Below are 25022 nucleotides of genomic sequence, written 5' to 3'. Positions count from 1 at the left end.
CCATGACTAATCAAACTCTGTCAGAAGATTTAATTCAAGCAGCGGATCGCGGGGATTTAGCTGCCGTAGAACAGCTTTTGGCTCGTGGTGCCGATGTTCATCATAAGGATGCCAGTGGCCGAACTGCGCTGATGGCGGCAACGCAAAAAAATCATATTCCTCTCGCTCAAAAGCTGATTGAAGCAGGCAGTGATGTGAATGCAAGAGATATCACTATGTTATCACCCTACCTGTGTGCCGGTGCCAATGGATTTCATGAGATTCTGTCTTTAACTCTTGCCGCAGGTGCGGATACAACCAGTGTAAATCGTTTTGGGGGAACTACACTGCTTCCCTCCAGCGAGAAGGGGTATCTAAGAACTGTTCAGAAATGCTTGGAAGCAGGTGTTGCAGTTAACCATATGAACAATCTGGGATGGTCTGCCTTGCTGGAGGCAGTAATTCTCGGGAATGGTGGCCGTTTATACTCCGATATTATTCAGTTGTTGGTGGATGCTGGAGCGGATGTTCATTTGCCGGATCGTGACGGGAAATCATCGTTGCAGCATGCAGAAGAGCTGGGTCAGGAGAGGGTCATCCGTATTCTCAATAAAGAAAAGCTAACGATTCATCCAAGTATTCAAAGCGCTCAAGAGCTAGCTCGGGCAGAGGATTTCCGGAAAGCAAGTTTGGTTATGGAACATGCAATGCAAGTGGACAGTAATAATTCAGATTTCTATTACTATAAAGGATACTTCTTAGGGGAACTCGGGAGATATGACGAAGCTCTGGCAGCCTATCAACAGGCACTTACTATTGATCCGGATGACCTTGATTTCTATTTCTATACCGCAAATGCCTACCGAATGATGAAGCGATCCGAGCAAGCATTAGCAGAGTATGACAAAGCGATAGAACGCGATCCTGGCGAAAGCTTCTTCCGCTATCATAAATCCAATTATTTAAGAGAGTTGGGCAGGCATGAGGAAGCGGTCAAAGTTATGGATCAGCTCCTGGAACAGCAGCCTGCCCGGTATGATTTCTCATTCCATAAGGCGAACAGCTTGAGATCACTTGGCCGGCATCAAGAGGCAGTTGAGGCGATTGAGAACGCAATTGCTAACGATCCGAGCAATCCTTTATATCATCATCATAAGGCTCAGTCACTTGGTTTACTTGGTGATCATGAAATGGCCATTCAAGAAATAGATATTGCTATCAGCTATAATCCTGCCAATCCGGATTTTCACTCCGCGAAGGAACAATTTCAGCTGGCCCTTAAACGCTAATCAATGAGGATCAACTGATCCGTCAGGAGGAATGGAATGAGTAAATTTATAGTTGTAGCCATTGGCGGTAATTCATTGGTGAAAGACAATGGCCGCGATTCTATAGAGGATCAATCTGAGGCAGTACGTGAAATTGCTGTCAATATCGCTGATCTGGTGCAAGCAGGCAACGATGTGGTGGTTACTCACGGCAACGGTCCACAGGTTGGATTCGAGCTGAGACGAAGCGAGGTGGCTTCGGAAGTTACTGGAATGGATGTTACTCCGCTGGTCAATTGCGTGGCGGGCACGCAAGGGGGCATAGGTTATTTAATTCAGCAGGCCTTAACAAATGAATTCATTCACCGCAGATTAGACAAGAAGGTTGCCACAGTTATTACTCAGGTCGAGGTTAGCAAAAATGATCCGAATTTTCAGTCTCCCTCGAAACCAGTGGGCTCCTTCTTCACGCTTGAGCAAGCAGAGGAGATGAAGCGTGCCAAGCCAGATTGGGTCATCATTGAGGATTCAGGTCGTGGTTACCGCCGTGTTGTTCCATCGCCTAAGCCGATTGATATCGTTGAAAAAGACGTCATTAAATCACTCATTGAGACGGGTTATGTGGTGATCGCTGTTGGCGGAGGCGGGATTCCTGTGATCAAAACCGAAAATAATACCTACGAAGGTATCGATGCGGTCATTGACAAAGATTTTGCTACAAGTCTGCTGGCCGAACAGATCGATGCAGAATCGCTGATTATTACAACAGGAGTTCCTCAGGTATGTGTAAATTTCGGTACGCCTGAGCAGAAGGCTCTTGAAGAAGTTACAGCGGCAGAAATGATGGTATATGCGGAGCAGGGTCATTTTCCTGCTGGAAGTATGCAGCCTAAAATTGAAGCAAGTCTTAGCTTTTTGAAAAAGGAGGGACGTAGAGTTATCATTACTAATCCGGAAAATATGAAAGCTGCGATGAGTCAACAGGCTGGCACACATATTGTAAATTAATATGATCTTATTTATCTCATCATTTCATGGAGACCGCCACTGATCTAAATCAGGGCGGTTTTTTGACATGTTCATGAATTGTTACTCAACTGCTGCTTTCAGATGGCCATATTCTGGTGAATAAAAGGAAGATAAGAGGTAAAACTATGTCCACTATATAAAAAAGAATACATTAAAATGCGGGGGTAAAAGATGAGATCGAATAAAGGAACAACACAACGTTTTACCAGGGCTACAATTCTTTGTTGTATTTGTGCATGTACGGTATTGTTAAGTGGATGCACTAAAGCAGCGGATGAGACTCAAGTGGCTACTCCAACGGCTCAAGTAGAAACCACAGCACCTTCTGCAGAAGCTACTACACCTGCGCCTACGAATAACGCAACAGAACAATCTGCGTCACCCGGTTCAAATACTGGGGAACTTCCAGAGGGAGTGAGCATTCAGAGAGTTATCAAGGATGTTTCGTTAAAAGATAGCTATCATAAAAAGGTTGAACTGTTAAGCGACGGTGGCAAGCGGGTTACCATTACAGATCAGAATCAAAAGATTGTTTTGCAGCAGATTGAATATGACGGAAGGATCACTGCGGTTAAGGATAAACAGATTACCGTTCAAGTGGAGGGCGGTAAAGAGCAAACCTTAACGATTCCTGATCATATAGTCATTGAAGATGAAGACAAGCTCGGATTAAATAATGGCGTTGAAATCGAGTGGACGGTAAATGCAGACGGACAAATCGAAAGCGTGGAACTGGACGATTAAAAATTTACCGAGGTGACTGGATGAAATTTCTAATCGTACTTGGTAGTATTATTGTTCCCATTGTCATGCTGATGTTACAAGGTAAATCGATAAAGTGGCGTATGGTATTCAATGTTGCTTCGGTCTTAAGTGCGATTATCTTTGGAAATATTTCCGCTTTGGCGATTTACGAAATATTAAGGGATCATGCTGTATTTATGACCTCGATCCATGCGATATTTTTAAATCCAATGTTTCTTATTACCGGAGCCTATCTTGGCGTTTATTTAATTTATCGGTTGATGATAATTTCGTATGACGAGGTTTATATGTGATGGGTACAATACAAATAGGGGTGTTCCCGCGTAGGGACACCCCTATTTGTGTTGTTAACAGGACGTATGCTTAAGAGGACTTTCCTACAACGTTTGCTCCGCTCTTCGTGATCTTGTAGGTGATGATATCACCATTCCAGAAGTGGAATTTTAGGATAACCTCGCCGTCTTTAACATCTTTAAAGAACGCGGGAAGCAGCTTGATTTCTTTAGTGTTATAAGAAGGTGAGAAGGTATTGCCGAATTCCTTAAATGGAGTCCAGTCCTGCGGACCTGCATTGCCACCAGCGGTATATACAGCTTCCATTGTGGCAAGCTGGTTACCATTAAAGGTGGTCGGAATGGCAAAGGATTCAGTCGTGCCTTTTGCATCGCTTAATTTAGCTGTGTCATACACAATCACCTTAAGCCTCCACGCAACACCCTTGTTGAATTTCAGAGTCAGCACGGCATTTTCACCGTATTTTTGGGAAGCTGTGAGCTTTTTGAGTTGGCTGGCTTTGAGGATGAGCTCCTCACCATTTAATGTGTAATCTTTACCTTTGGTCAGATATTTTCCGTTGGCACTAATGGTGGTTAGCTTATTGCCGTTCAGGTTTAGCTTAACCTTGGTATCTTTGATTTGTGCACCTTTTTTTAGGTAGACCAAATCGCTTTCGGTGCTGGAGGAACGCTCCTTCAGACCAGACATTAATACATTGTGGAGTTCAGGATCAGACCACTTATAAATTTTACGGTTGAAATGCTGCCCGTTATCCCAGAGCATGGAAGTCATTTTCTTTTCTTTCAAATAATAAGTCAGATACTCGAAGAATTTAAGCTTCTCGCCCTGTTCAATCACACCTGTGTCTTTATCGAAACCTAATAAACCAAATTCGCCGACGATGACAGGGATGCCTTTAGCTACAAATGTATTGTAAACGTTATCAAAAGTTTGAGTGATATCGTTTTTTGTATCTTTTTCAAATGTGGTGTAACCGGCAATGTTCACACTAAAAGGCCAGAAGCCATAGAAGTGAACGGTCGCAATAATATTCGGATCGTTTAGAGCCGTAATCGTCTTATAGAGATGATCCATTCTTGTTTGTGTAGGTGAAGACTCTAATGAAGGCAATACAAGTGGGCGGAGGTCGTTTTTCCCACCGGATTTCCGCACGATCTGATAGAAGGAGTTATTGAGTTCAGTAAGCATTTGCTCCATTTTTGCTTCGTCTGTGCTTCCACCATCGGTGAACCGAGGCTCATTTATGCTCTCGAACATCAGCTTATCTGATTTGTCCTTAAAGCGATCGGCAATTTGAGTCCAGGCTGCATTATAACGCGCCAGCGTTTCATCGTGTTTTTCTTCCATATGGCTTACCCATAGCCAGGAATCATGATGGACATTAATCATGACATAAAGCTTGGCGTCCAGTGCCCAGCCGACAACTTCTTCCACACGGTCGAGGTAGGCTTTTTCTAGGGTATAGTCTGGTGCCGCACCCATGTGAGTATCCCAGGTCACAGGAATCCGAATACTTTTATAGCCTTGAGCGGCGATCTTTTTAATAAGTTCTTGGGTCACACGAGGATTGCCCCAGGAGGTTTCGTCCTCACCTGTAGCATCTAAAGTATTACCGAGGTTCCATCCGGGCTGCATTTCGTCTACATAGGATTGGATCTTACTCTTTGGCGCTGCCTTAGCTTGTTGCTCATCCTTAGTTGCAGCTGCAGCCATGGATGAGAACAGAGAGAGCAGAAGAGCGGTGACAAGTGTCAATGATAAGAAGGATTTCTGGATTCGCGTAGTCATTGAATTCTCCTTTGTGAGATAAATTTAGGATGCTTGGACCTGGCTTTGACGCTGTACTTGGTGGTTAGATGAACACGAACACCTCCAATGTTATTTTTGTAAACGCTTTCTGAATATACCCTAACATAGAATTCACTCAGCGAGTACCTTACTAATTTGTGGCAAATTCATATAAGAATTAGTGATTTAAATTAATTTTCCCCACAGTTGGATAAAGAAATTATTTAAATATCCCTACTCGTAGAAATTGGTTATTCAATAGGATTATCTCTAGCTGCCCGTTATACAAAAAAGAAATATAACATGACAAAAGCATATATATTAGATATGATGAAGCATGAAAATTTAAAATTAGAAATAGGTGCCAACTATGAATGTTGCGGAAGTACAATCATAGATTGGTTAAATGGAAAGCGGGTGTGAATCCCGCGCGGTCCCGCCGCTGTGAAAGAGGAGCCCTTGCAAAATGCCACTGGGAAACTGGGAAGGCAGTAAGGGTGATGATACTTGAGCCAGAATATCTGCCTTTTTCTGTTACACCATCAAACTCTACGATCGATAGAGAGGTGCTTGAATAGTGTTGGCCATCTATTATTGTGGTTCACTATCTTAACCTCTTGACGTTTATGTTGAGTGGTTTTTTTGTGGTTATAAGAAAAGTTTATTCTGTTTTTTATCATAGGTATGAAGGGAAGGGTTATGGAAAAATGAAGAAAAATAAGTTTTTAGCGTGGTTACTCATTGTAGCTATATTTATCACGACATTCTCTACAAGTGTTATCCCGGCTCAAGCAAATGGAGCAAGCTCTACTCTTAAAGGGTACGTAACTGTAGCCGTAGAGAAATTCACCGTAGGCCAAGGGTATATTAAGGAACCTATTAAAGTTCCGATTTATGAAGGCGATAATGGCGCATCTTTAATAACACGTGCGCTAGGAGATGGGAATTATAGATATTTAGGAAATATAGATAGTGGTTTTTATTTATCAGAAGTTAAAGATAGTGGCAGAAGCGAAGTCAATATTCCACAATATATTTTAGATATGATTTCAGCTGATGGGAATACAGTCGGCACTAAAGCAGACCCAGAGTGGTTAAGTCAGTTTGACTATACTTCCATGTCGGGTTGGATGTATGCAGTAAATAATGTGTTTCCTCCGTTTGGGATGACCGATTATAAGCCTCAAGACGGTGATATCATTCGAACTCAGTTCACCACTTATGGCTATGGTTCTGATCTTGGCGGCTGGGGAGAAATCCCAGTTCAACTTGCCAATAAGGATGCTTTAACTGCGGAAATCGCCGAGATTAACAGTGACCCTAATAAAGAAACTATTTTGGACAGACCAGTAGTACAATCGGCAGTTTATCAAGCCTATTCCGTGCTCGAAAATATGGCAAGCTCTCAAATAAGTGTAGATCATGCACTTGTAGGGCTTAACCATGCATTAGACATAGAACCCCCTGTTATTACAGTAAGTGGCATACAAGATAAACAGGAAGTATCCAATAAAGAAATAAGCTTCAAAGTAGCTGTCACAGACAATGTATATAGTGACATCATTCCAGAAGTGAAGCTGAATGGTGTTACTTTATCACCTGCGAATGGGGAGTACAAAGCTTCTCTGAATTCAGGCAGTAATGCAATTACTGTAACGGCTCTTGACGGAGCTGGAAACAAAACAAATGTAACTTATCAAGTTACTTACAAACTGGAAACTACAGTTGCCGTCAAACAACAGTTAGATAAAAGCCTTGCCTATATTCTAAACACTGTAAAGAATCCGTCGTTTGGTACAGGTAGTGGAGAATGGTCGATCCTTTCTCTGGCACGGGCGAACTATACAGTACCTAACGGTTATTACGATCTTTATTACAACAATGTAGCGACGAAAATAGCATCGATCATTAAAGAGGATGGAAAACTCGACGCCAATAAAAGCACAGAGAATTCCAGAGCGATTCTAGGGCTTACCTCTATCGGAAAAGATATCACAAATGTTGCGGGATATGATCTGAGAAAAGCACTCGCTGATTATCAATATATCCAAAAGCAAGGCAATAATGGTCCGATTTTTGCTCTGATTGCGCTAGATAGCCATAACTATGAGATCCCTGTAGTTGATGGAGTTACAGAACAGACCACAAGAGAAAAACTAGTTCAGTATATTTTAGATAAAGAGGTTAAAAAAGGTACAGAAGAAGCTGGTGGCTGGGCATTAGGCGTAACCAAAGCCGATGTCGATATGACTGCGATGGCGATGCAAGCTCTTGCACCTTATTATGCAACCCGAGATGATGTAAAAGCCGCCGTGGATCGGGCCATCCAATGGCTGTCCGATAACCAAAACAATCAAGGCGGATTTACAAGCTGGGGAAGCACTAGCAGCGAAAGTATCTCACAGGTAATTGTAGCCTTAACTGGTGTGGGCGTAGATCCGCACACGGACGCTAGATTTGTTAAAAGTGGAAATTCGCTTATTGATGCACTGCTTAGCTTTGCTGCACCTGAGGGTGGATTTAAGCATATCCTCACAGGCAAAGTGGACAATATGGCAACGGACCAAGGTACGTATGCACTTGTGTCTTATGATCGTCTGATCAATCATAGCAACCGTCTCTTTGATATGAATGATGTGAAAGTGGAACAACCAGAAGAACCGGGGCCTGGGCAACCAGAGGGTCCGAAAGAATTTCCGTTACCTTCTGGGGAGAACCCGAAAGTTGAAATCCCAAATGACGCTAATGATTATATCGTTCCGATCAGCACTGGAGATAGCAACAAAGAAATCACAGTAGCTATTCCGGAGGGAAATCAATCGAAGGTTAGTGTCAATTTACCAAGTAACAGCGACCTTCCTCAGATAGAGGCCATAAAAGGTAACGTATCTGTAGTCATTCCTAAGGGTGCAAAAGTTACAAGTGGGGATGCCTCTGCAATTGAACTGATTTCAGCTTTAACCGGTGGAGAATCTGCACTAAAAGATAGTGTGAATCAGATTATTCCCGGGGACAAGAAGCTTGATAACATTCTTCAAACATTTTCCATGGGTGGTAGTGCAAGAGTAGAATTCAGTCAATTTATTACGTTAACCTTTAAGGACCTTAAAGGAAAAGATGCAGCTTATATTCAAAATGGCACTCCTCATGCCATTCAAAAATTTGCAAGTGATGACTTAGGTTTTGCAAGCGGTAAGTCTGAGTATGCCTATGATAGTGGAAATGATTTAATTGTAAAAACCAATCACTTCACTGACTACATTGCTTATGCTTCCAGTGCAGTACAAACACCTGGCGGCGACGGTGGTAACGGTAATGGCGGAGGTAATGGTAGTGGAAATGGTGAAGGAAATGGCGGCAACAATGGTGGCGGAACCACTCCATCGAAACCATATGTAATCCTGTCCGTGGATAAGCTTACGATTAATAAGGGATATGTTGTTCCATCTGTACAGGTAGAGCTACAATCTGGTGACACAGTGTGGTCTGTACTAAAAAGAGTGCTGGATAGCCGCGGTATCGACTATAGAGATTCCTGGAACAGTGACTTTGGAAGTGTATATGTTGAATCCATAGCTGGTGATGGGGAATTTGACCATGGCAGCGGCAGTGGATGGATGTATAATGTGAATGGGAAATATCCTAATTATGGTGCATCTTCATATGACCTAAGTGCCGGGGACAGAATTCAGTGGCGTTATACTACGAATTTGGGTGTGGATCTAAATGCACCGATACCAACGATGAGCCCAACCCCAACGCCTAAGCCTGGTGCTAGTCCGGCTCCTGGTGGGGGAGCTACTCCGGAAGGCAGTGGTGATCCAAATGTGAGTCCATCTCCAACAGTGACTCCTAAGGATCCTACCCAGAATACGAATGATATTAAACAACTGTATACAGATGCTGATAAGATCTCTTCCTGGGCCTATTCAGCGATTGAAACAGCTACAGTAAAAGGATATATCCAAGGGAACAATGGTCAGGTGAATCCGAAGGCTTATATCACAAGAGCGGAGTTCACTAAGATTCTCGTTTCTGCATTAGAACTTGATATTAAGAGTGATAAAGGCATTACCTATAAGGATGTCGCTCTAGGCGATTGGTTCTATCCATATGTGAATGCTGCGCATAAGGCAGGTCTAATCACAGGCTTTAATAATGAATTTAAGCCGAATGACAAGATTACTCGTGAGCAGATGGCCGCAATTATCGTCAGAGCATTGGCCATCCCGGCGACGAAGCCTGGAACAGCGATTAAAGATATCAACACAGTATCGGCATGGGCCAAAGCAGATGTAGAGACCGTTGTTGCGACTGGTTTGATGTTAGGTGATGATAATCAATTTAAGCCTAAAGAGCTAGTAACCAGAGAAATGGCGGCTGTTGTAGCTACTAGAACCCATGATTATAAGAGTGGGAACAAAGTGGTTAGTCCAACTATTCAGAATACAGCAGTTAGTTCTTACATTCAGAACACAGCTGCCTTTTTGCAAAAAACAGTAACAAACCCGGTCATCTCCTCGGTTGGCGGGGACTGGACAGTCTTCGGGCTGGCACGTTCAGGTGTGAAGGTTCCAGATAGTTATTACACTAAGTACTATGCAAATGTAGAAGCGACTCTTAAAGAAAAATCAGGGAAGCTGCATAGCGTAAAATATACGGAATATGATAGAGTTATTTTGGCATTAACTTCAATCAACAAAAATATTGATAAAGTGGCGGGTTATAACCTACTGGAACCGCTCGCGGATTTTGATACTGTAATTAAGCAAGGTATTAATGGACCTGTGTTTGCTCTCATTGCACTGGACAGTAATCATTACGACATTCCAGTGGTTAAGGATGTAAAGACGCAGACGACTAGAGAGATGCTCATTGATTATATTTTGGGCAGAGAGATCAGCGGCGGTGGATGGGCACTAGGCAGTAATGCTACAGCGGCTGATCCAGATATCACGGGGATGGTCATTCAAGGCTTAACGCCTTATTACAAAACCAACGCCAAAGTAACAGCTGCTGTGGACCGGGGGATTGCTTGGTTATCCAAAACACAGACAGCAGACGGTGGTTTTGCAAGCTGGGAATCTACAAATTCCGAAAGCATCGCTCAGGTGATTGTAGCTTTAACTGGCCTTGGTATTGACCCGCATAAGGATTCCAGATTTATTAAAAATGGACATTCCGCAGTAGACGCATTGCTTAGTTTTGCTGCACCTGAAGGTGGCTTTTATCACGTGAAGCAGGGTGGAGTAGGCAATGGAGGCGCGCAACCAGGAGAAGTAGATCTTATGGCTACGGATCAGGCGATGTATGCACTGGTTTCCTATGATCGGCTCGTTAATGGCCAGACACGTCTTTATGATATGACAGACGTCAAATAGAATTTTATTTAGAGAGATAAGCAAGGGTAGCGTGTATACCCTTGCTTATTATTTAAGGTGGGACTAGAGAAATGAACAAGAAGAAATGGTTAACAGCGATACTAATCATAGGTGTATTGGCTATCGCCTTCTTTTGGGGCGGGGATTACCAGAAGAGCCCAAACAAGGTCGCTAATAGTAGCGTTGAGACACAGGTTATAGAGCCAGAGAACACTGCTTCCGCAACAAATGTTGATGTTGAACCCACTGAGGCAATCGCTACTGAGACAACAGAGATAACACCGTCAGCTACGCCAAGTGAAACAGCTAAGCCCATTGAAACCCTAAAACCAAATGAATCGGCAACACCAACGGAAGCTGTAACACCAACAGGAACTGCAGCACCAACAGAAGTTGTAACACCGGTCGTAACAACAAAACCTGCTGCAACGAAGCAACCGACCGCAACGCCGAAAGCGGCTAAAACGCCCGTGCCGGAAACGAAAGCGACGGCAAAACCCGTAACAAAACCTGATTCAAAAGTAGCGACAACAGAAACCAAGCAGGAACCGAAAAAGGATAAATTTCTTACCGATCCAGTGCCGAGCGGGAAACCTAAACCAGTGGAATGGCAAGATGCAACAGTAGATAAGAAGAAGCAATTAACGGCTACCTTGTCCGTCTCAGCGGCAACAATTTTAGATAACATGGATATTTTTAATGAGGATAAGCTTGAAGTATTGCCGGCAGATGGTATCATTTATAAAGCGCAGAAGGTAACCTTTTATGAAGGTGAGTCTGTGTTTGATGTTCTACTAAGAGAAATGAAGAAGAATAAAATCCATATGGAATTTAGCATGACGCCGATCTATAACAGTAATTATATTGAAGGCATAAATAATCTGTATGAATTTGATGCTGGAGAGCTCAGTGGATGGATGTACAAAGTAAATGGCTGGTTCCCTAACTACGGCAGTAGCCGTTATGTTCTCAAAGATGGCGATGTCATTGATTGGGTATACACTTGTGATCTAGGTCGAGATGTAGGTGGGTATGTAGCCACAGGAGGAGCTCAGAAATAATGAAGGATAGCTTTTCTACCTTTCATCCGTTTGTGAATTTTCTATATTTTGTTGTTGTATTGCTGTTTAGCATGGTGTTTATGCATCCTATATTTCAGGTGATCGCCCTTAGTAGTGCTGTAGCCTACTCAATTATGTTAAAAGGAAAAAAGGGCATCCGATTTAATCTGCTTTACATGATTCCTTTTCTGCTATTTATGGCAGTGATGAATCCTGTTTTTAATCATCAAGGGGTAACGATCTTGTTCTATTTAAACAACGGGAACCCCATTACGAAGGAATCGATTCTTTATGGCGTGGCAGCGGCGTGTATGTTTGTGACGGTAATTATTTGGTTCTCCTGTTATAACGTCGTGATGACCTCGGATAAGTTTATTTATATATTCGGAAAAATACTGCCGGCACTGTCGTTGATTTTTTCGATGGTGCTTCGTTTTGTTCCTAGATATTTAGCGCAAATCAAGGTGATTTCTAATGCTCAAAAATGTATAGGCCGGGATGTCTCACAGGGAAATCTCCTCGCGCGTGCGCGGAATGGGATTACGATTCTCTCCATTATGACCACCTGGGCTTTGGAAAATGCGATTGAGACAGCGGATTCCATGAGATCGAGAGGGTATGGATTGCCGGGCCGTACAAGCTTTTCTATCTTTCGGTTAGATGCCCGAGACAAAGTAGTTCTCTTGATCATGACAGGCTTAATTGCGCTGGTAGCCGTAGGGGCAGTGTTGGGTGAGAACACCATGAGATTCTATCCGTCGATTAAAGCGAGCACAATTACACCTTTTAGTATTCTTATATATATCGCTTATTTTGCGTTATGTATGATCCCAGTGCTCATCAATATGGTGGAGGAAATGAAATGGAAATCTATCGAATCGAAGAACTAAGCTTTACTTTTCCTGAACAAGAGCAAGCGGCTCTTTCGAATATTAATCTTACGATTGAAAGTGGAGACTTCATTACCATTTGTGGAAAGTCAGGCTGTGGCAAAAGCACTCTGCTTAGACAACTGAAAACAATCCTAACCCCACATGGCAATCGCCAAGGGGCAATTTATTATAAGGGTCAACCTGTAGAGGAGATCGATCAACGCACACAGGCAGCGGAAATTGGTTATGTACTCCAAAGTCCGGACAATCAAATTGTGACAGATAAAGTATGGCATGAGCTTGCTTTTGGGCTTGAGAGCTTAGGGTACGATAATTCTACGATTCGCCTGCGTGTGGCGGAAATGGCTAGTTTTTTTGGGATCCAGACCTGGTTTCATAAAAGTGTGACCGAGCTATCAGGCGGCCAGAAGCAGCTGCTTAACTTAGCATCCATAATGGCTATGCATCCCTCGGTTCTAATCCTCGATGAGCCTACCTCCCAGCTAGATCCTATTGCGGCTTCCGATTTTCTGGAGACGGTCAAAAAAATAAATCGTGAGCTGGGAACAACCGTGATCATGACCGAGCATCGTCTAGAGGATGTTCTTCCGCTTACAGATCGGTTGATTGTGCTGAATGAGGGAGCTGTGATAGCTGATGATCCCCCGCAAAAGGTGGGCGAGGTTTTATGTAAGCTGAACCATCCGATGTTTCTGTCCATGCCCTCACCGATGCAGATTGTTGCAGGAGTAGATCATGACTTAGTGTGGCCTGTTACTGTAAAGGAAGGACGCCAATGGTTGGATGCTTTTCTAAAGGGTAAGACTCCTGCAACGATGGCAGAAACTCAGCCTAGCACGAAAGAAGCCGGCCCTGTAGTCATAAAGTTTAAGGACGTATGGTTTAAATATGATAAAAATGGGCCGAATGTCATTAAAGATTTGTCGTTTGAAGTGAAGCAAGGGCAATTTTATTGTATTGTTGGCGGGAATGGAACAGGGAAGACATCGACGCTGTCGCTGATGAGCGGAATCCTTCAGCCTTATAGAGGGAAAGTTCTTATCGGCGGGAGCAACCCTGCGAAGATGAATGCCAAAGCGTTGTTTACTAACAATCTGGGTATCCTCCCGCAAAATCCGCAAACCTTATTTGTGAAAAAAACAGTCGAGCTAGATTTATATGAAATGTTATCCCAGCTCTCTTTGACGAAGGAAGAAAAAAACGCCAGAGTTGAAGCTGTGGTTAAGTTCGCAGAACTGGAACATCTCCTCTCCATGCATCCGTATGATCTCAGCGGGGGAGAACAACAGCGTGCAGCGTTGGCGAAGGTCCTTTTGTTAGAACCAAAGATTCTGCTGTTGGATGAACCGACCAAAGGACTGGATGGACCCTTCAAAGAGAAGCTAGCCGTATTCCTGCAAAAGCTCAATGCCGAAGGCGTTACTATTGTAATGGTCTCGCATGACGTTGAATTTTGTGCTAAGTATGCTGAGGTCTGCGCCATGTTTTTTGATGGAAGTATCATCACTACGAATGAAGCACAGAAGTTTTTTGCGGGAAACAGCTTCTATACAACGGCCGCCAACCGTATGGCGCGTCATGTATGGAATGAGGGAGTAACGATAGAGGGTGTGATTGATTTATGTCAAAGAAGCAGATAACGGATCGTCGTTTGAGTCGTCGAACTTTATTAGCGGCACTACTAATCCTCATAGTCATTCCAGCTACGATTTTATTAGGCATCTTTGTGCTAAATGATCGGAAGTATTATTTTATCAGTCTATTAATAGTTATCTATACGATGATTCCTTTTGCGATGGTGTTCGAGAACCGGAAGCCGCAGGCGAGGGAGCTGATTGTTATAGCAGTGTTAGCAGCCATTGCCGTGGCGGGACGCGCAGCCTTTTTTATGTTGCCGCAGTTTAAGCCAGTGGTTGCTATTGTCATCATCGCAGGGGTAAGCTTGGGTGCGGAGGCAGGGTTTCTGGTTGGCGCTGTTGCAGGTTTTGTCTCGAATTTCTTCTTTGGGCAGGGTCCTTGGACGCCTTGGCAAATGTTTTGTTTTGGCATCATTGGCTTCCTGGCGGGCATTTTCTTCAAGAAGGGTCTGCTTAAAAAGAATAAGCTTTCGCTATGTATATTCGGAGGCTTAGCGACGTTTTTCGTATACGGAGGCATTATCAATATAGGCTCGTTGATGATGTTCACTTCAGAGTTCTCCTGGCCGGCTTTAATGACCACTTATATTTCAGGTTTTTGGTTTGATATGGTGCATGCGATCTCGACGGTGGTATTTTTGTTTTTTATTGCTAATCCTATGATTGAGAAGTTGGATCGGATAAAAACGAAATATGGGTTGATTGAGCCTTAGGTTCTTGGTGTTAGCTTTTGGACGTTGTGCGCTGTGGGCTTTTTACGCTGGCGGACGCTCCGAGAACGGACTATTGTTCCAATCGCTGTTGTGTCCAGATTTTTTTGAATTTTTAACCTCAACGGTAAAATCCGGACACAGCATATGCTTACGAAGTGAGCTTTCCTTCGGAAAGCTTTCGGGCGAACGCTCCGCTTTTCCACAATCAGTCCGTTCTCTCCGCTGCTATCAGCGCGAATTCCAAAACACCAACACACAAACACAAACACAAACTAAAGGCTCAACGCCTCCCGCTTCGGTTTTTACCGGAAGGGGGAGGGGAACTAGTGGCTACGAATCAAGCCACTGTGACAAACCACTGAAAAGAGAATATACCTAGTAGCGATGCTCCTAGGTGAAAACTTATAAAAACAGGCGATGTTCCGGTATACCGGTATCGCCTGTTTTTGTCGATTGTGTGGAGTATCTCATTCATTATGCCAAACGTCCTAGAAGTTCATATCCCTATTTTTTTATTTAATGTATAATTCAGAGTGGTTTTTTACATTTTCTTACGAAAAATGGAAGTAAACTAGGCGGCTTGCTCATTTAGAAAATTATAGAACCTTTAAATAAATAGATTAAAAATAATGGGGAGATTTATTTGAGCACACATGTTACCAAAACATTCAAATCTTTAGACCAACAAATTGACTTATTAAAAGAAAGAAAATTAATTATTAGGGATGAAGAAAAAGCTAAACGACACTTATTAGAAAAGAATTATTTTGACTTAATAAATGGATTTGAAACATTGTTATTAACTGATTCAAAAGCTACTAATAAAGAATACAATGGTCTTTTTTTTGAAGACTTTTTATTGTTGTATGATTTTGATAAAAAATTGAATTTAGAGATTTTGAAAATTTTAGATAAATTTGAAATTCGTTTGAAATCTTCCATGGCATATCGGTTTTGTGAAAAACATTATTTAAATGCTTCTGATTCTGCATGTTACATTGATATCAATAAGTATACCAATCCACGTTCAAATCATTTGAGTTTACCTAAAGATTTAGCTAAGAATATTACAGGACATAAAATATTTCAGACAAATATTTATTTCAATGGGGCTACGTATAGTAATTTCATTGAGCATTGCAGAGCTAAATATCCTTATATATCTACTTATGATCACCCACCGTTCTGGGTGACTATTAAAGTCCTTGAGTTTGGTTCTCTCTTTAGTTTATTATTAGGATTTGAAAGAGATATTTTTGAAAAGGTCATTGAAGATATGGGGATGAAGTACATTGATAAACAAAAGTTTATCAACTCAGTACGAATTTTTATTGAATTAAGAAATACTTGTGCACATTTTCAATTAGTTAATAGATTTCGGACATCGAATCGTTTAAGGATTGATTCGGGTTTAATAAATGATTTAGGTTTAAGAACTAAAATTAATACTGCAGGAGTTTCAACTTATTATGAAATAAGACTATATGACACTTTATTAGTACTTTCCCAGTTTGAAAGTCTAAAAGATATAGAAAAGCTATTTAAAGATTTTTATTTTAGACGTTGTAATTCAAAACGTGAAAAAAGCTTAATGGTAAAGATGTTCGAAAGAATGGGGCGGGGAAAGCATTCAGATTGGTTTAAACTAGGAATGAAATGATTTTTTCTTTATTAATTTTAGAATATATGTTATTATTTATACATAAAATAATCGTGCGTGACGGCGAGTTATCCGAGACAAAGGTTAACTGTTTAGTCAAAAAAAGAGATGCTTATAAGCATCTCTTTTTTTATTCATTTCATCATAAATAATTAAAATGAGTTTTTTTAAGCCTATTACCATCTATCGCTCAGTTACAACACTTTGCGATGAACCTTCCACCACGGGTTGCCGATGAGTGGCTTCAAGTGTAGAGAGGTCGCCGTCCAGTGTTTTGAGTCCGGGGAGCAGCAAGGCAGCGCTGGCACAGAGCAGTGGAAGCAATCCGGCGATGACAAAAAGCGCAGGCACGCCATAGAGTTCAGCAATCGCGGCGCCGGCAAAAGCACCAAAAGGCTGCAAGCCGCCACCGATTAAAAAACGGATGGAGTTGACTCTTCCTTGCAGATTACCCGGAACCAGCCGTCCATGGAGTGAAGAGCTTAAGGAACCGAAGAAGGGAGCTATCGTTCCGGTGGCGAATACGGCGGCGAGAGCAAAAGAAAAACTAGGAAATAACCCCCATAATGTTGTTACTAAACCGATGGTCCCCAGACTGCCGAGCATGACAAGCCGCCTCTTTTTAATTTCCCCTATCATGGAAATGATGCTTAGTCCGACTAAGGTTCCAAGTGCGAAAACTGTACTAAGTGTGCCCATCGTCGCCGCATCACGGTGGAGCACTTCGCGTACAAAAGGAACCATCATGGTCCAGACGGCAATGGAGCTTAGATTACTAATAGAGGCCATCATCATTATCGTAAGCATGGCGGGGAATTGTTTATAGAAGGTAAAACCCTCAGCTATTTCGCGAACGTAGACGGTAATGGAGAAACGGCCTGGAGCTGGAGAGGGCTTGGGTAGCCTTTGCAAGCACAGCAAGGTAGTGATGGCCGCAACGTAACATAACATGTTGATGCTAAGGGCTGGCAGCGCTCCACTGGCAGCGGTCAACGCCCCAGCCAGGGCGGGGCCCAGCAAGACTGCTGCACTTTTGCTGCCATCGATGATAGCAAAAGCCCGCACCAGCTTCCGGCTATCGGCAACGCCGGGAATAACAGCCATGGCTGTTGGCATGAACAGAGCGGCACAGGCCCCGCTGAGACCAGCGGCGACAAACAGATGCCACAGCTGCAGTTGGCCAGCCAGACCCATGCCTAGCGGCAGTGCTATAGCCAGCAGGCGAATGGCTGCCAAGCAGGCCATAAAGCGTACCCGGTGGAGTCGGTCGGACAGCGGCGAGCCCAGCAAGCGCAGCAGCAGCTCAGGTATGCCGGAGCTGAGCGCGAGTGCTCCCATCGCTAGTTTGGAACCCGTCAGCTCATAGACGAGCCATTCCATAGCCAACAAGCCAAAAGCATCCCCAAAAGCACTTAAAGTTATGGTTGAGAGTAAACCATAATAGCTGCGTTTTATCATAGCCTGTTCACTCCTTTCTTATATTTCTCGCATATACGCTTACCGTCCTTATAAGGACGCTTAAGGCGTTTATGCTTAATTCTCCAAATACGACCCAATCTGCTGCGGTAGCCCATTTAAGGCTTCCAATCGCAGGCTGTACGATGTGCTTTTAACGTTGGTATGGACAATGACCAGCCCTGCTGCGCGCAACGCGATCAGATGGTAGTGGATTGTACTTTTAGAAAGTCCGACTTCCCGCACGATTTCCGTGAAATTCAACTGCTTGCCTGTAAGCAGACGAAGGATATACAGCCGCGTCTCATCCGAGAGTGCCCGGGTAAGTCGAAGTAGTGCTGGAGCAGGCCGGCCAGCTTCGGGAGGGAGAACATCACAAGAGTAGCTAGTGAACACGAATTCATCAAACATAGAGGTGGTGACCAGTGGGCGGGCATGATATTGCGGAATGATAATGACCTGCTTCAGACGTTCGGTTGGATAGAGGCGCATTCCGTCGGTTGCTGCTTCAAAGACTTCCATATCATTGTTCCCATTCAGTGTCGTTCGTCTTGACTCGGCTTCCTGTTCAAGCCCTTTGAGGATATTAGGGTCGATTCCATTGAAGTAACCCGCGTTCCATTCGCGCAGGATGTCAGAGGCAGTGTCTCTTAGCTCGGAAAGATTAGAGGGGACCGATTGGCCGAAACGTCCAGATATTTCATACAGTTCACCCGAAGTTAACCCATCAAACCAATCCAGAAAGCTGCTAACCGAACGTTCTACTGGACAGCACCAAATATAGGGAGCCAAACTGAAATCATCAAGTTTCTTAACGACCTCTTGCATTTTACGAAGCAACATCGGGGCAAATCTTGCTTGGACTTCACGTACCCAGAGCTTACCGGAATCCATAGCAGTATGGTTCTGCTTGCTTAGAAAAGCAGTCATACTGTTCACACATTCATACATGGGGGCAAAATCGACTTCTACTTTATATTCCATGAGCTTCTCCATTCTTTGAGTAAGTTACTGAAACAATTATTTGTTCTATAATTATAGAACTTATTATTAGTTTTATTGTAAACGAACTAAAATTCGTTTTCAATAGCCATTCGACTGAAAAACAAAAGAAATTTTAATTACGAAAAAAAGACAGTTCCGGTAGGCACATTTTGTGCACTAGGAACTGTCTTTTGATGTCTACACAATTTATATACTTTTTAGGAGTTCCACTTTCTGTCTTCAGGCTCATAATGAAGAGACTAGGTTAAGAAGTAGCCCACAGCAAAGATCAGCGCAACAATAAAGTAATGAAGCCAGTTATTCCTACCGAAGACAAACTTACCGTTGAGCCATCGGGAGATAAGACAGGTGAGAAAACCGATAATAAACCAAATGAAGTTAAGCGGTTTACATAAGGCATAAAGGGTGATGACGACTAACGTAATATGAGAAAGCAAAAACAAATAAATATAACCCACAGCAGATTTAGCGGAGCCCTTAATTAGAATCCCCACTGCCCCAAGCACACTAACCATTCCATACAAGATTATAAGGCTTGAACCTATCATTTGATGCACCCCCATTAATAAAATTAAACGTTGCGGGGTTAACCCCGTGTCAATTTATATTTGTATGGAGGAGGTTGTACTTTTGCGAATCGGTGAATTTATAGCCCTAACAGGAACTACGAAAGACACCATCAGACATTATGAGGATCTGGACTTGATTATGTCCAAGGGACCAGATGGTAAACGGATGTATACAGAGCAGCATCTGGCAGATTATTTTGTCATTCAAGAGTTGAAAAGTTATGGAGTTATACTAAGGGATATCCAGTCTATTTTTAAATTGAAAAGGAGTTATGGGTGTGGCCATGCCGAGTTGATTAAGGAAGTAGGTGAATCTCTGAATCTTCAGCTGGACGGATTGAGACAAGAAGAATTGGAACTCCGTAATCGGATACGGATGCTTGAAAGGCTGGTCCAACAGATTGCTGAAATATAATCAATTGATTATATAAGTGTTTGGTTATATAATAAATCTGAAAATCAGATGAAGAAGGTGTTATTAGATTTGAAGGAATTGAAGGGCATGAATGATTTGACTCAGGGTCCTATTATGCCTACCTTAATGAAATTAACGCTTCCCATTATTGCGACGAATTTCATTTCCACAACTTATGGCCTCGTCGATATGATTTGGGTTGGAAGATTAGGAAGTGGTCCTGTTGCCGCGATTGGCACGGCGAGTTTTTTCATTAATCTAGCGATTGCATTGTCGACTATGATTACGATCGGTACAGGGATTAAGGTTGCGTTTTGTATGGGATCTGGCCAGATAGAGAAGGCTAAATCTTATATGAAAAACGGGTTTATGATGTCTATTTTATTAGGACTTCTCTATATGAGTTTAGTTCTGTTGACCAACAATCGGTTGATTGGTTTTTTTGATCTTGGAAGTGATGAAGTTGAACGGATGGCACAGCAATTTTTAATGATTTCGATCTTCGGGACGGTATTTTCCATCGTAAATACTTTGTTTGCCACACTCTTAAACTCGATGGGAAATAGTAAACAACCGTTTCAGATCTTCTCCATTGGTCTTATGGTTAATATTGTTCTTGATCCATTTTTAATTTTTGGCTGGGGCAGTTTTGAAGGTTGGGGAGTAGCGGGGGCAGCCACGGCAACATTGACAGCGAACATCTTAGTTACGGCTCTTTTTATCATAAAGACAAGAAAGTCAGAAATCATTTCGAACACATCAGCATGGGACAGTCGTCAAATGAAAGAAGTAATCCGTATGGGACTTCCGATCACAATCCAACGGGTCACCTTTACGCTCATATCGATCGTCATTGCTAAGATCATTGTACGTTTTGGGGCGGATGCGATTGCGGTGCAAAAAGTAGGGATTCAAATTGAATCTATTTCTTATATGACAATTGGAGGACTACAGGGAGCTATTGCTGCCTTTTTTGGTCAAAATTATGGAGCACGCCGATTGGACCGTATTGGGCAGGGCTATCGTAAGGCTTTGATCTTAACCACCATCTTTGGCGTGATCATATCGCTTATATTTATTGCGTTCCCGCAGCAGCTATTTTCCTTATTTTTATCAGATCAGACAAGCCTGGAATTAGGCACTAATTATATGCGCATCATTGGTTACTCACAATTATTCATGTGTATGGAATTGATGACAGTAGGTGCTTTTAACGGTATTGGCCAAACCCATATCCCGCCGATCTTTAGTATTACATTTACAGCACTGCGAATTCCACTAGCCTTGATCTTATCCGGACCTTTTGGCTTGAGTGGGGTGTGGATGTCGATTGCTCTAAGCAGTGTGTTTAAAGGAGTTATTCTTGTGTTCTGGTTTAGAAGATCTTTATTCAAAATGAACAAACAGCAGGTAAACTACTAAGCAAAGGATGATCGTTGAAATGGCTTTATTAAATCGTAAACTCATACAGCTTCTGAGGGATAACCATTTGAATAAGGAGCTTTTTCACGGCGAATTTGGACTGGAAAAAGAAAATGTCAGAGTGGATCCAGAGGGAAGACTTGCGCTGACACCACATCCTAAAGCTTTTGGCAACAAAATGGAGAACCCGTATATTCAAACCGACTTCTCAGAGAGTCAAATTGAAATGGTCACCCCTTCTTTTGATTCTATTGATGAAACTTATAACTTTCTGGAGGCGTTGCAGGATATTGTGTCGCTTGAGCTCAAGGAAGAATATCTGTGGCCAAGTAGTAATCCTCCGAGGTTACCGAATGATCAGGACATCCCCATTGCCAAGATGGGTAATCCGATTGAGGATGAATACAGACATCAGCTAGCAGACAAATACGGTCGCAAAAGACAATTGCTGAGCGGAATCCATTACAATTTCTCTTTTGATGAACAATTTCTGAGACAGCTTCATGACATAGCAGATCCGCAGGTGAGCTTTAAAGAATTCAAAGACGCTACCTACTTAAAAATAGCCCGCAACCTATTGCGGTACCGTTGGCTTCTTATCTATTTAACAGGCGCCAGCCCTGTTTTTGATAAGACTTATATGGAACAATGTGTAGCTCGCGGGGAATCAGATGACGACAAAAGCTTTTATTATCAGAATATGAATTCACTGCGAAATAGCGAATGTGGGTATCGAAATGAAAAACCTCTTTATGTATCTTTTGCTTCGTTAAAGGATTATGTTCATGATTTACAAGCTTTGATCGAATCGGAAGAATTATTAAGTGTAAAAGAGTTTTATAGTCCGGTTAGAGTGAAGACAGCAAGAGGCAAACATCCTTTAGAGGAACTGATGCAAGATGGGATAGCTTATTTGGAGCTTCGGTTTATTGATCTGAATCCACTCTACAAAATAGGAATCGGCAAAGAAACGATGATTTTCATTCATCTTTTTATCCTGTATATGCTGCTGAAGGAGGACGAACCGTTCGGAGTAGAGGATCAGAAGATGGCGAATCTTAATCATGATCAACTAATCATGGAAGGAATAAAGGGATGTTTGCATGATTACGGGGATTCATATACAACGATGGAGCAGCAGGCTTTAACTTGTATTCATGAGATGCAGGATATGATCCAACTGTTGAACCCGGAGAATGAAGTGTTTTTGAACGTTTTGCATGGAGCTAAGAATAAAATTGTAGAGCCAGACCGGAGTTTTGCAGCTATTGTGAAGTCGGAAGTTCAGCAATCCTCTTTTGTACAATACCATCTGAATAAAGCTAAACAATATGCTAAGGAAAGTCTTGCGAATGGATACCGTTTTGTGGGATATGAGGATCTGGAGCTATCTACACAGCTTCTTTTGAAGGCAGCGGTTAAACGTGGCATTAAGTTTCAATTGATCGATCGGGAAGAGAACTTTGTAGTTCTTACGCAAGGTGATCATAAAGAATATATTAAGCAAGCTACGAAGACCTCCCTTGATTCTTATAGTACGGTATTAATCATGGAGAATAAGATCGTTACGAAAGAAGTTCTTAAACAGCAAGGCATTCGTGTTCCTGCAGGAGAAGCTTTTCGAAATCTTGAAGAGGCAATGAATGCACATGGCACTTACCGTAACAAAGCTATTGTGATTAAGCCCAAATCAACCAATTTTGGACTCGGCATTACTATTTTTACAGACGATTTCTCTAAAGAAGATTATCAAAAAGCTTTCCAAATCGCCTTCGAGTTTGATCGAACTGTGCTACTAGAGGAGTTCATGACGGGTAAAGAATATCGTTTTCTTGTCATGGGTGATGAAGTAGTCGGAGTATTGCACCGGGTTCCTGCAAATGTGATTGGAGATGGTGTACATACGATTGAACAACTGGTGCACGAGAAGAATAAGGATCCGTTAAGAGGCCACGGGTACAAGACTCCACTTGAGAAAATTCAGATCGGTGAAGCAGAAGCGATGTTCTTGAACAACCACGCTCAGGCTTGGAGTGATATTCCTCCATTAAACGAAGTCATCTATCTTCGGGAGAACTCTAATATTAGCACGGGTGGTGACAGCCTGGATTTTACGGATGAGATCCCAGATAGTTATAAGGCTCTGGCGATTCAAGCGGCTAAAGCTGCGGGCGCCACTTTTTGTGGAGTGGATATGATGATTGATGACATCAAGGAAGAAGCCAATGCTACCAACTATAGCGTTATTGAGATTAACTTTAATCCAGCGATTCATATTCATTGTTATCCTTATAAAGGGAAGAACCGAAAGGCGGATGAACGGATTCTGGATCTATTATTTGGGGAATAAACAGAAGCTCAACCAGTACCTTTGGTTGAGCTTCTGTTTTTAAAGGGGAAATTCGCTTCCCACCCACTAGATGTTCATGTTAGGAGTTACCCGCAGCTGCAACGCCACTAAAGTTTCTGGCTTGGACATTATTAAAGGGATCTGTTGCAGCTGCATTTGTGAAGATCTCTGCTGTGTACTGAATTTGACCTGTTGCGACAGCCGCTGGTGGTGGAATATCTACTGCTGTAAAACCGAAAGCTTCATTTTCTCTGCTGATCGCAACCCCAAATGTCGTGGTGAAAATGATCGTTCCGTTTCTGCGAACATTAACGGTATTGGTATTGAAAAGAGGATTGTTTTCTACTTTTAGAAATCCGGTCAAAAGTACGCGGACATTGCCTTGATTCTCAGCCGACACGCCTGCGGTCTGAATACCAATATCCCCAAAAACAAGGGGAGTCGCTGCTAGTGGAATAACTGCTGGTGTAGCATCCGAAGCAGCTTGGTTGGATAGTCTTAAATCTACAAACTGAATGGTCATATTATATTCACCTCCTAGAAATAGAATATGATAGAAGGAGAGTTACCTCTTGGATTTGCTATATAATTCATCAGCTACCTACTTGCATGGCTTGATGATCAAGTGTTAAATGAAAGAAGGGTTAGAAGTTTAAGGAAAGGCGGAAGCTATTATCAAACATAGGAATAAGTCTAAAAGGATATTATTGATTTCATTGATGCTGTTGGCAGTAGTTATCATTGGTGCGGTGGTGCTTGGGGAACGCGGGGGAATAATGAGTAAATCCGAGAGCTCTTTCAAAAGTCCTGCTGAACCGTCGCCCCTTATCATTACACATGAGAATAGTACAGATGCTATAGAGAACTATGTCATTCTAAAGACGAGCTGGAATGGAGCTGACTATGATCGGGCTTCCTTTTACTATACGGCTTGGCATAGTGAACCTACGCTTCTAACGGGTCTGCGTCGCTTGAAACCAGGGGAGAAAATGCAGGTCGACTTTGGAGATTACGCACCGAGTGAAGTCACAATAAAGATGGCCTATCTAACTGAGAGCTTTGATGAATCGCAGCTTCCAATTGTAGAAGTTCCTGTAACACTCGTCGAAGGGAAATATGAATTTGTGAACCCTCCAGCATCCACCAGTGATATTCCCACTTCGGGTCGCGTCTTTAGTGTTATAGCTAGATGGGGTGAGAACATCTGTGAATATGTCTTCGCCTCAGATGGCAAGTTTGATAACTATGAATATGATTTGTGAGGTTAGTCGAAGATAAGAGATGTTCTAAAGCCGGTCCGGTTTTGGAATATCTCTTTTTTTGTCTCGTTTTCTC

At 42.6% G+C, this 25022-nt stretch carries 19 protein-coding genes and 1 riboswitch; of the genes, 14 read left to right on the top strand and 5 right to left on the bottom strand.

Annotated elements, in window-relative coordinates:
* Window positions 1-2: 2 nt before the first annotated feature.
* The 4 genes from MKY63_RS06615 to MKY63_RS06600 all read left to right on the top strand — a co-directional run bounded on the left by MKY63_RS06615 (window position 3) and on the right by MKY63_RS06600 (window position 3334).
* Window positions 3-1268 carry a tetratricopeptide repeat protein gene (locus MKY63_RS06615; protein ID WP_063829824.1) on the top strand — a complete coding sequence of 422 codons (1266 nt, stop codon included), beginning with the start codon at window positions 3-5 and terminating at the stop codon, window positions 1266-1268.
* A 36-nt stretch (window positions 1269-1304) separates the two neighbouring features.
* Window positions 1305-2255, top strand: a complete 951-nt coding sequence (gene arcC / locus MKY63_RS06610; RefSeq protein ID WP_036684877.1) for a carbamate kinase — start codon at window positions 1305-1307, stop codon at window positions 2253-2255.
* 192 nt (window positions 2256-2447) lie between these two features.
* A complete protein-coding gene (locus tag MKY63_RS06605; RefSeq protein WP_036684879.1) occupies window positions 2448-3020 on the top strand; it encodes a hypothetical protein in 573 nt (190 codons plus the stop codon).
* 20 nt (window positions 3021-3040) lie between these two features.
* Complete coding sequence (locus MKY63_RS06600; protein WP_036684881.1) at window positions 3041-3334, top strand: hypothetical protein; 294 nt, start codon at window positions 3041-3043, stop codon at window positions 3332-3334.
* A 70-nt stretch (window positions 3335-3404) separates the two neighbouring features.
* Here the strand turns inward: MKY63_RS06600 and MKY63_RS06595 are convergent, their stop codons facing one another.
* A complete protein-coding gene (locus MKY63_RS06595; protein ID WP_036684883.1) occupies window positions 3405-5126 on the bottom strand; it encodes a cellulase family glycosylhydrolase in 1722 nt (573 codons plus the stop codon).
* Window positions 5127-5468: 342 nt separating this feature from the next.
* A riboswitch (cobalamin riboswitch) is annotated at window positions 5469-5670 on the top strand.
* A 163-nt stretch (window positions 5671-5833) separates the two neighbouring features.
* Between MKY63_RS06595 and MKY63_RS06590 the strand changes: the two genes are divergently transcribed.
* The 6 genes from MKY63_RS06590 (at window position 5834) to MKY63_RS06565 (ending at window position 16471) form a co-directional block, all read left to right on the top strand.
* Window positions 5834-10507, top strand: coding sequence for an S-layer homology domain-containing protein (locus MKY63_RS06590; RefSeq protein ID WP_339812130.1), 4674 nt, complete (start codon window positions 5834-5836; stop codon window positions 10505-10507).
* 71 nt (window positions 10508-10578) lie between these two features.
* Window positions 10579-11568 (top strand): DUF4430 domain-containing protein, encoded by a 990-nt coding sequence (locus MKY63_RS06585; RefSeq protein WP_038568777.1) that lies wholly within the window; start codon window positions 10579-10581, stop codon window positions 11566-11568.
* The gene (locus MKY63_RS06580) at window positions 11568-12458 is read left to right on the top strand and encodes an energy-coupling factor transporter transmembrane component T (protein WP_076098685.1); all 891 of its coding nucleotides are present in this window, start codon (window positions 11568-11570) and stop codon (window positions 12456-12458) included. Before MKY63_RS06585 ends, MKY63_RS06580 begins: the two co-directional genes overlap by 1 nt.
* Window positions 12431-14101, top strand: a complete 1671-nt coding sequence (locus MKY63_RS06575) for an ATP-binding cassette domain-containing protein (RefSeq protein ID WP_038568779.1) — start codon at window positions 12431-12433, stop codon at window positions 14099-14101. The genes MKY63_RS06580 and MKY63_RS06575 overlap by 28 nt, the downstream gene beginning before the upstream one ends.
* Window positions 14083-14811, top strand: a complete 729-nt coding sequence (locus MKY63_RS06570) for an ECF transporter S component (protein WP_036684891.1) — start codon at window positions 14083-14085, stop codon at window positions 14809-14811. The genes MKY63_RS06575 and MKY63_RS06570 overlap by 19 nt, the downstream gene beginning before the upstream one ends.
* 643 nt (window positions 14812-15454) lie before the next feature.
* The gene (locus MKY63_RS06565; RefSeq protein ID WP_076296212.1) at window positions 15455-16471 is read left to right on the top strand and encodes an Abi family protein; all 1017 of its coding nucleotides are present in this window, start codon (window positions 15455-15457) and stop codon (window positions 16469-16471) included.
* 183 nt (window positions 16472-16654) lie between these two features.
* Here MKY63_RS06565 and MKY63_RS06560 read toward each other — a convergent pair whose 3' ends face one another.
* The 3 genes from MKY63_RS06560 to MKY63_RS06550 all read right to left on the bottom strand — a co-directional run bounded on the left by MKY63_RS06560 (window position 16655) and on the right by MKY63_RS06550 (window position 19479).
* The gene (locus MKY63_RS06560) at window positions 16655-17929 is read right to left on the bottom strand and encodes an MFS transporter (protein WP_339812128.1); all 1275 of its coding nucleotides are present in this window, start codon (window positions 17927-17929) and stop codon (window positions 16655-16657) included.
* A 75-nt stretch (window positions 17930-18004) separates the two neighbouring features.
* Window positions 18005-18910 carry a winged helix-turn-helix domain-containing protein gene (locus tag MKY63_RS06555; protein WP_339812126.1) on the bottom strand — a complete coding sequence of 302 codons (906 nt, stop codon included), beginning with the start codon at window positions 18908-18910 and terminating at the stop codon, window positions 18005-18007.
* A 260-nt stretch (window positions 18911-19170) separates the two neighbouring features.
* Window positions 19171-19479, bottom strand: coding sequence for a hypothetical protein (locus tag MKY63_RS06550; protein ID WP_036684896.1), 309 nt, complete (start codon window positions 19477-19479; stop codon window positions 19171-19173).
* 82 nt (window positions 19480-19561) lie between these two features.
* Here MKY63_RS06550 and MKY63_RS06545 point away from each other — a divergent pair, with 82 nt between their 5' ends.
* From MKY63_RS06545 to gshAB, 3 genes are all read left to right on the top strand, one after another.
* Window positions 19562-19915 carry a MerR family transcriptional regulator gene (locus tag MKY63_RS06545; RefSeq protein WP_076105349.1) on the top strand — a complete coding sequence of 118 codons (354 nt, stop codon included), beginning with the start codon at window positions 19562-19564 and terminating at the stop codon, window positions 19913-19915.
* Window positions 19916-19984: 69 nt separating this feature from the next.
* Window positions 19985-21337 carry an MATE family efflux transporter gene (locus MKY63_RS06540; protein ID WP_339812122.1) on the top strand — a complete coding sequence of 451 codons (1353 nt, stop codon included), beginning with the start codon at window positions 19985-19987 and terminating at the stop codon, window positions 21335-21337.
* Between the two features lie 19 nt (window positions 21338-21356).
* Window positions 21357-23687 (top strand): bifunctional glutamate--cysteine ligase GshA/glutathione synthetase GshB, encoded by a 2331-nt coding sequence (gene gshAB, locus MKY63_RS06535; protein ID WP_339812119.1) that lies wholly within the window; start codon window positions 21357-21359, stop codon window positions 23685-23687.
* Window positions 23688-23766: 79 nt separating this feature from the next.
* Here gshAB and MKY63_RS06530 read toward each other — a convergent pair whose 3' ends face one another.
* Entirely contained in the window at window positions 23767-24210 is a 444-nt protein-coding gene (locus MKY63_RS06530; protein WP_036684901.1) for a hypothetical protein, read from the bottom strand.
* A gap of 184 nt (window positions 24211-24394) precedes the next feature.
* On the opposite strand from MKY63_RS06530, the gene MKY63_RS06525 reads away from it, so the two are divergent.
* On the top strand, window positions 24395-24949 hold the full coding sequence (locus MKY63_RS06525) for a hypothetical protein (RefSeq protein ID WP_339812117.1): 555 nt from the start codon (window positions 24395-24397) through the stop codon (window positions 24947-24949).
* Window positions 24950-25022 lie beyond the last annotated feature (73 nt).

The organism is Paenibacillus sp. FSL R7-0189, from assembly GCF_037969925.1.
GTDB lineage: Bacteria > Bacillota > Bacilli > Paenibacillales > Paenibacillaceae > Paenibacillus_AQ > Paenibacillus_AQ odorifer.
The sequence above is the reverse complement of the archived record's forward strand: the minus strand, read 5'-3'. Positions and strand labels throughout refer to the sequence as shown.

What these genes read in the sequence shown, in the direction of transcription:
- MKY63_RS06615 (WP_063829824.1), top strand. Translation starts at nt 3, where the DNA reads ATGACTAATCAAACTCTGTCAGAAGATTTAATTCAAGCAGCGGATCGC.
- arcC (WP_036684877.1), top strand. Translation starts at nt 1,305, where the DNA reads ATGAGTAAATTTATAGTTGTAGCCATTGGCGGTAATTCATTGGTGAAA.
- MKY63_RS06605 (WP_036684879.1), top strand. Translation starts at nt 2,448, where the DNA reads ATGAGATCGAATAAAGGAACAACACAACGTTTTACCAGGGCTACAATT.
- MKY63_RS06600 (WP_036684881.1), top strand. Translation starts at nt 3,041, where the DNA reads ATGAAATTTCTAATCGTACTTGGTAGTATTATTGTTCCCATTGTCATG.
- MKY63_RS06595 (WP_036684883.1), bottom strand. Translation starts at nt 5,126, where the DNA reads ATGACTACGCGAATCCAGAAATCCTTCTTATCATTGACACTTGTCACC.
- MKY63_RS06590 (WP_339812130.1), top strand. Translation starts at nt 5,834, where the DNA reads ATGAAGAAAAATAAGTTTTTAGCGTGGTTACTCATTGTAGCTATATTT.
- MKY63_RS06585 (WP_038568777.1), top strand. Translation starts at nt 10,579, where the DNA reads ATGAACAAGAAGAAATGGTTAACAGCGATACTAATCATAGGTGTATTG.
- MKY63_RS06580 (WP_076098685.1), top strand. Translation starts at nt 11,568, where the DNA reads ATGAAGGATAGCTTTTCTACCTTTCATCCGTTTGTGAATTTTCTATAT.
- MKY63_RS06575 (WP_038568779.1), top strand. Translation starts at nt 12,431, where the DNA reads ATGGAAATCTATCGAATCGAAGAACTAAGCTTTACTTTTCCTGAACAA.
- MKY63_RS06570 (WP_036684891.1), top strand. Translation starts at nt 14,083, where the DNA reads ATGTCAAAGAAGCAGATAACGGATCGTCGTTTGAGTCGTCGAACTTTA.
- MKY63_RS06560 (WP_339812128.1), bottom strand. Translation starts at nt 17,929, where the DNA reads ATGATAAAACGCAGCTATTATGGTTTACTCTCAACCATAACTTTAAGT.
- MKY63_RS06555 (WP_339812126.1), bottom strand. Translation starts at nt 18,910, where the DNA reads ATGGAATATAAAGTAGAAGTCGATTTTGCCCCCATGTATGAATGTGTG.
- MKY63_RS06550 (WP_036684896.1), bottom strand. Translation starts at nt 19,479, where the DNA reads ATGATAGGTTCAAGCCTTATAATCTTGTATGGAATGGTTAGTGTGCTT.
- gshAB (WP_339812119.1), top strand. Translation starts at nt 21,357, where the DNA reads ATGGCTTTATTAAATCGTAAACTCATACAGCTTCTGAGGGATAACCAT.
- MKY63_RS06530 (WP_036684901.1), bottom strand. Translation starts at nt 24,210, where the DNA reads ATGACCATTCAGTTTGTAGATTTAAGACTATCCAACCAAGCTGCTTCG.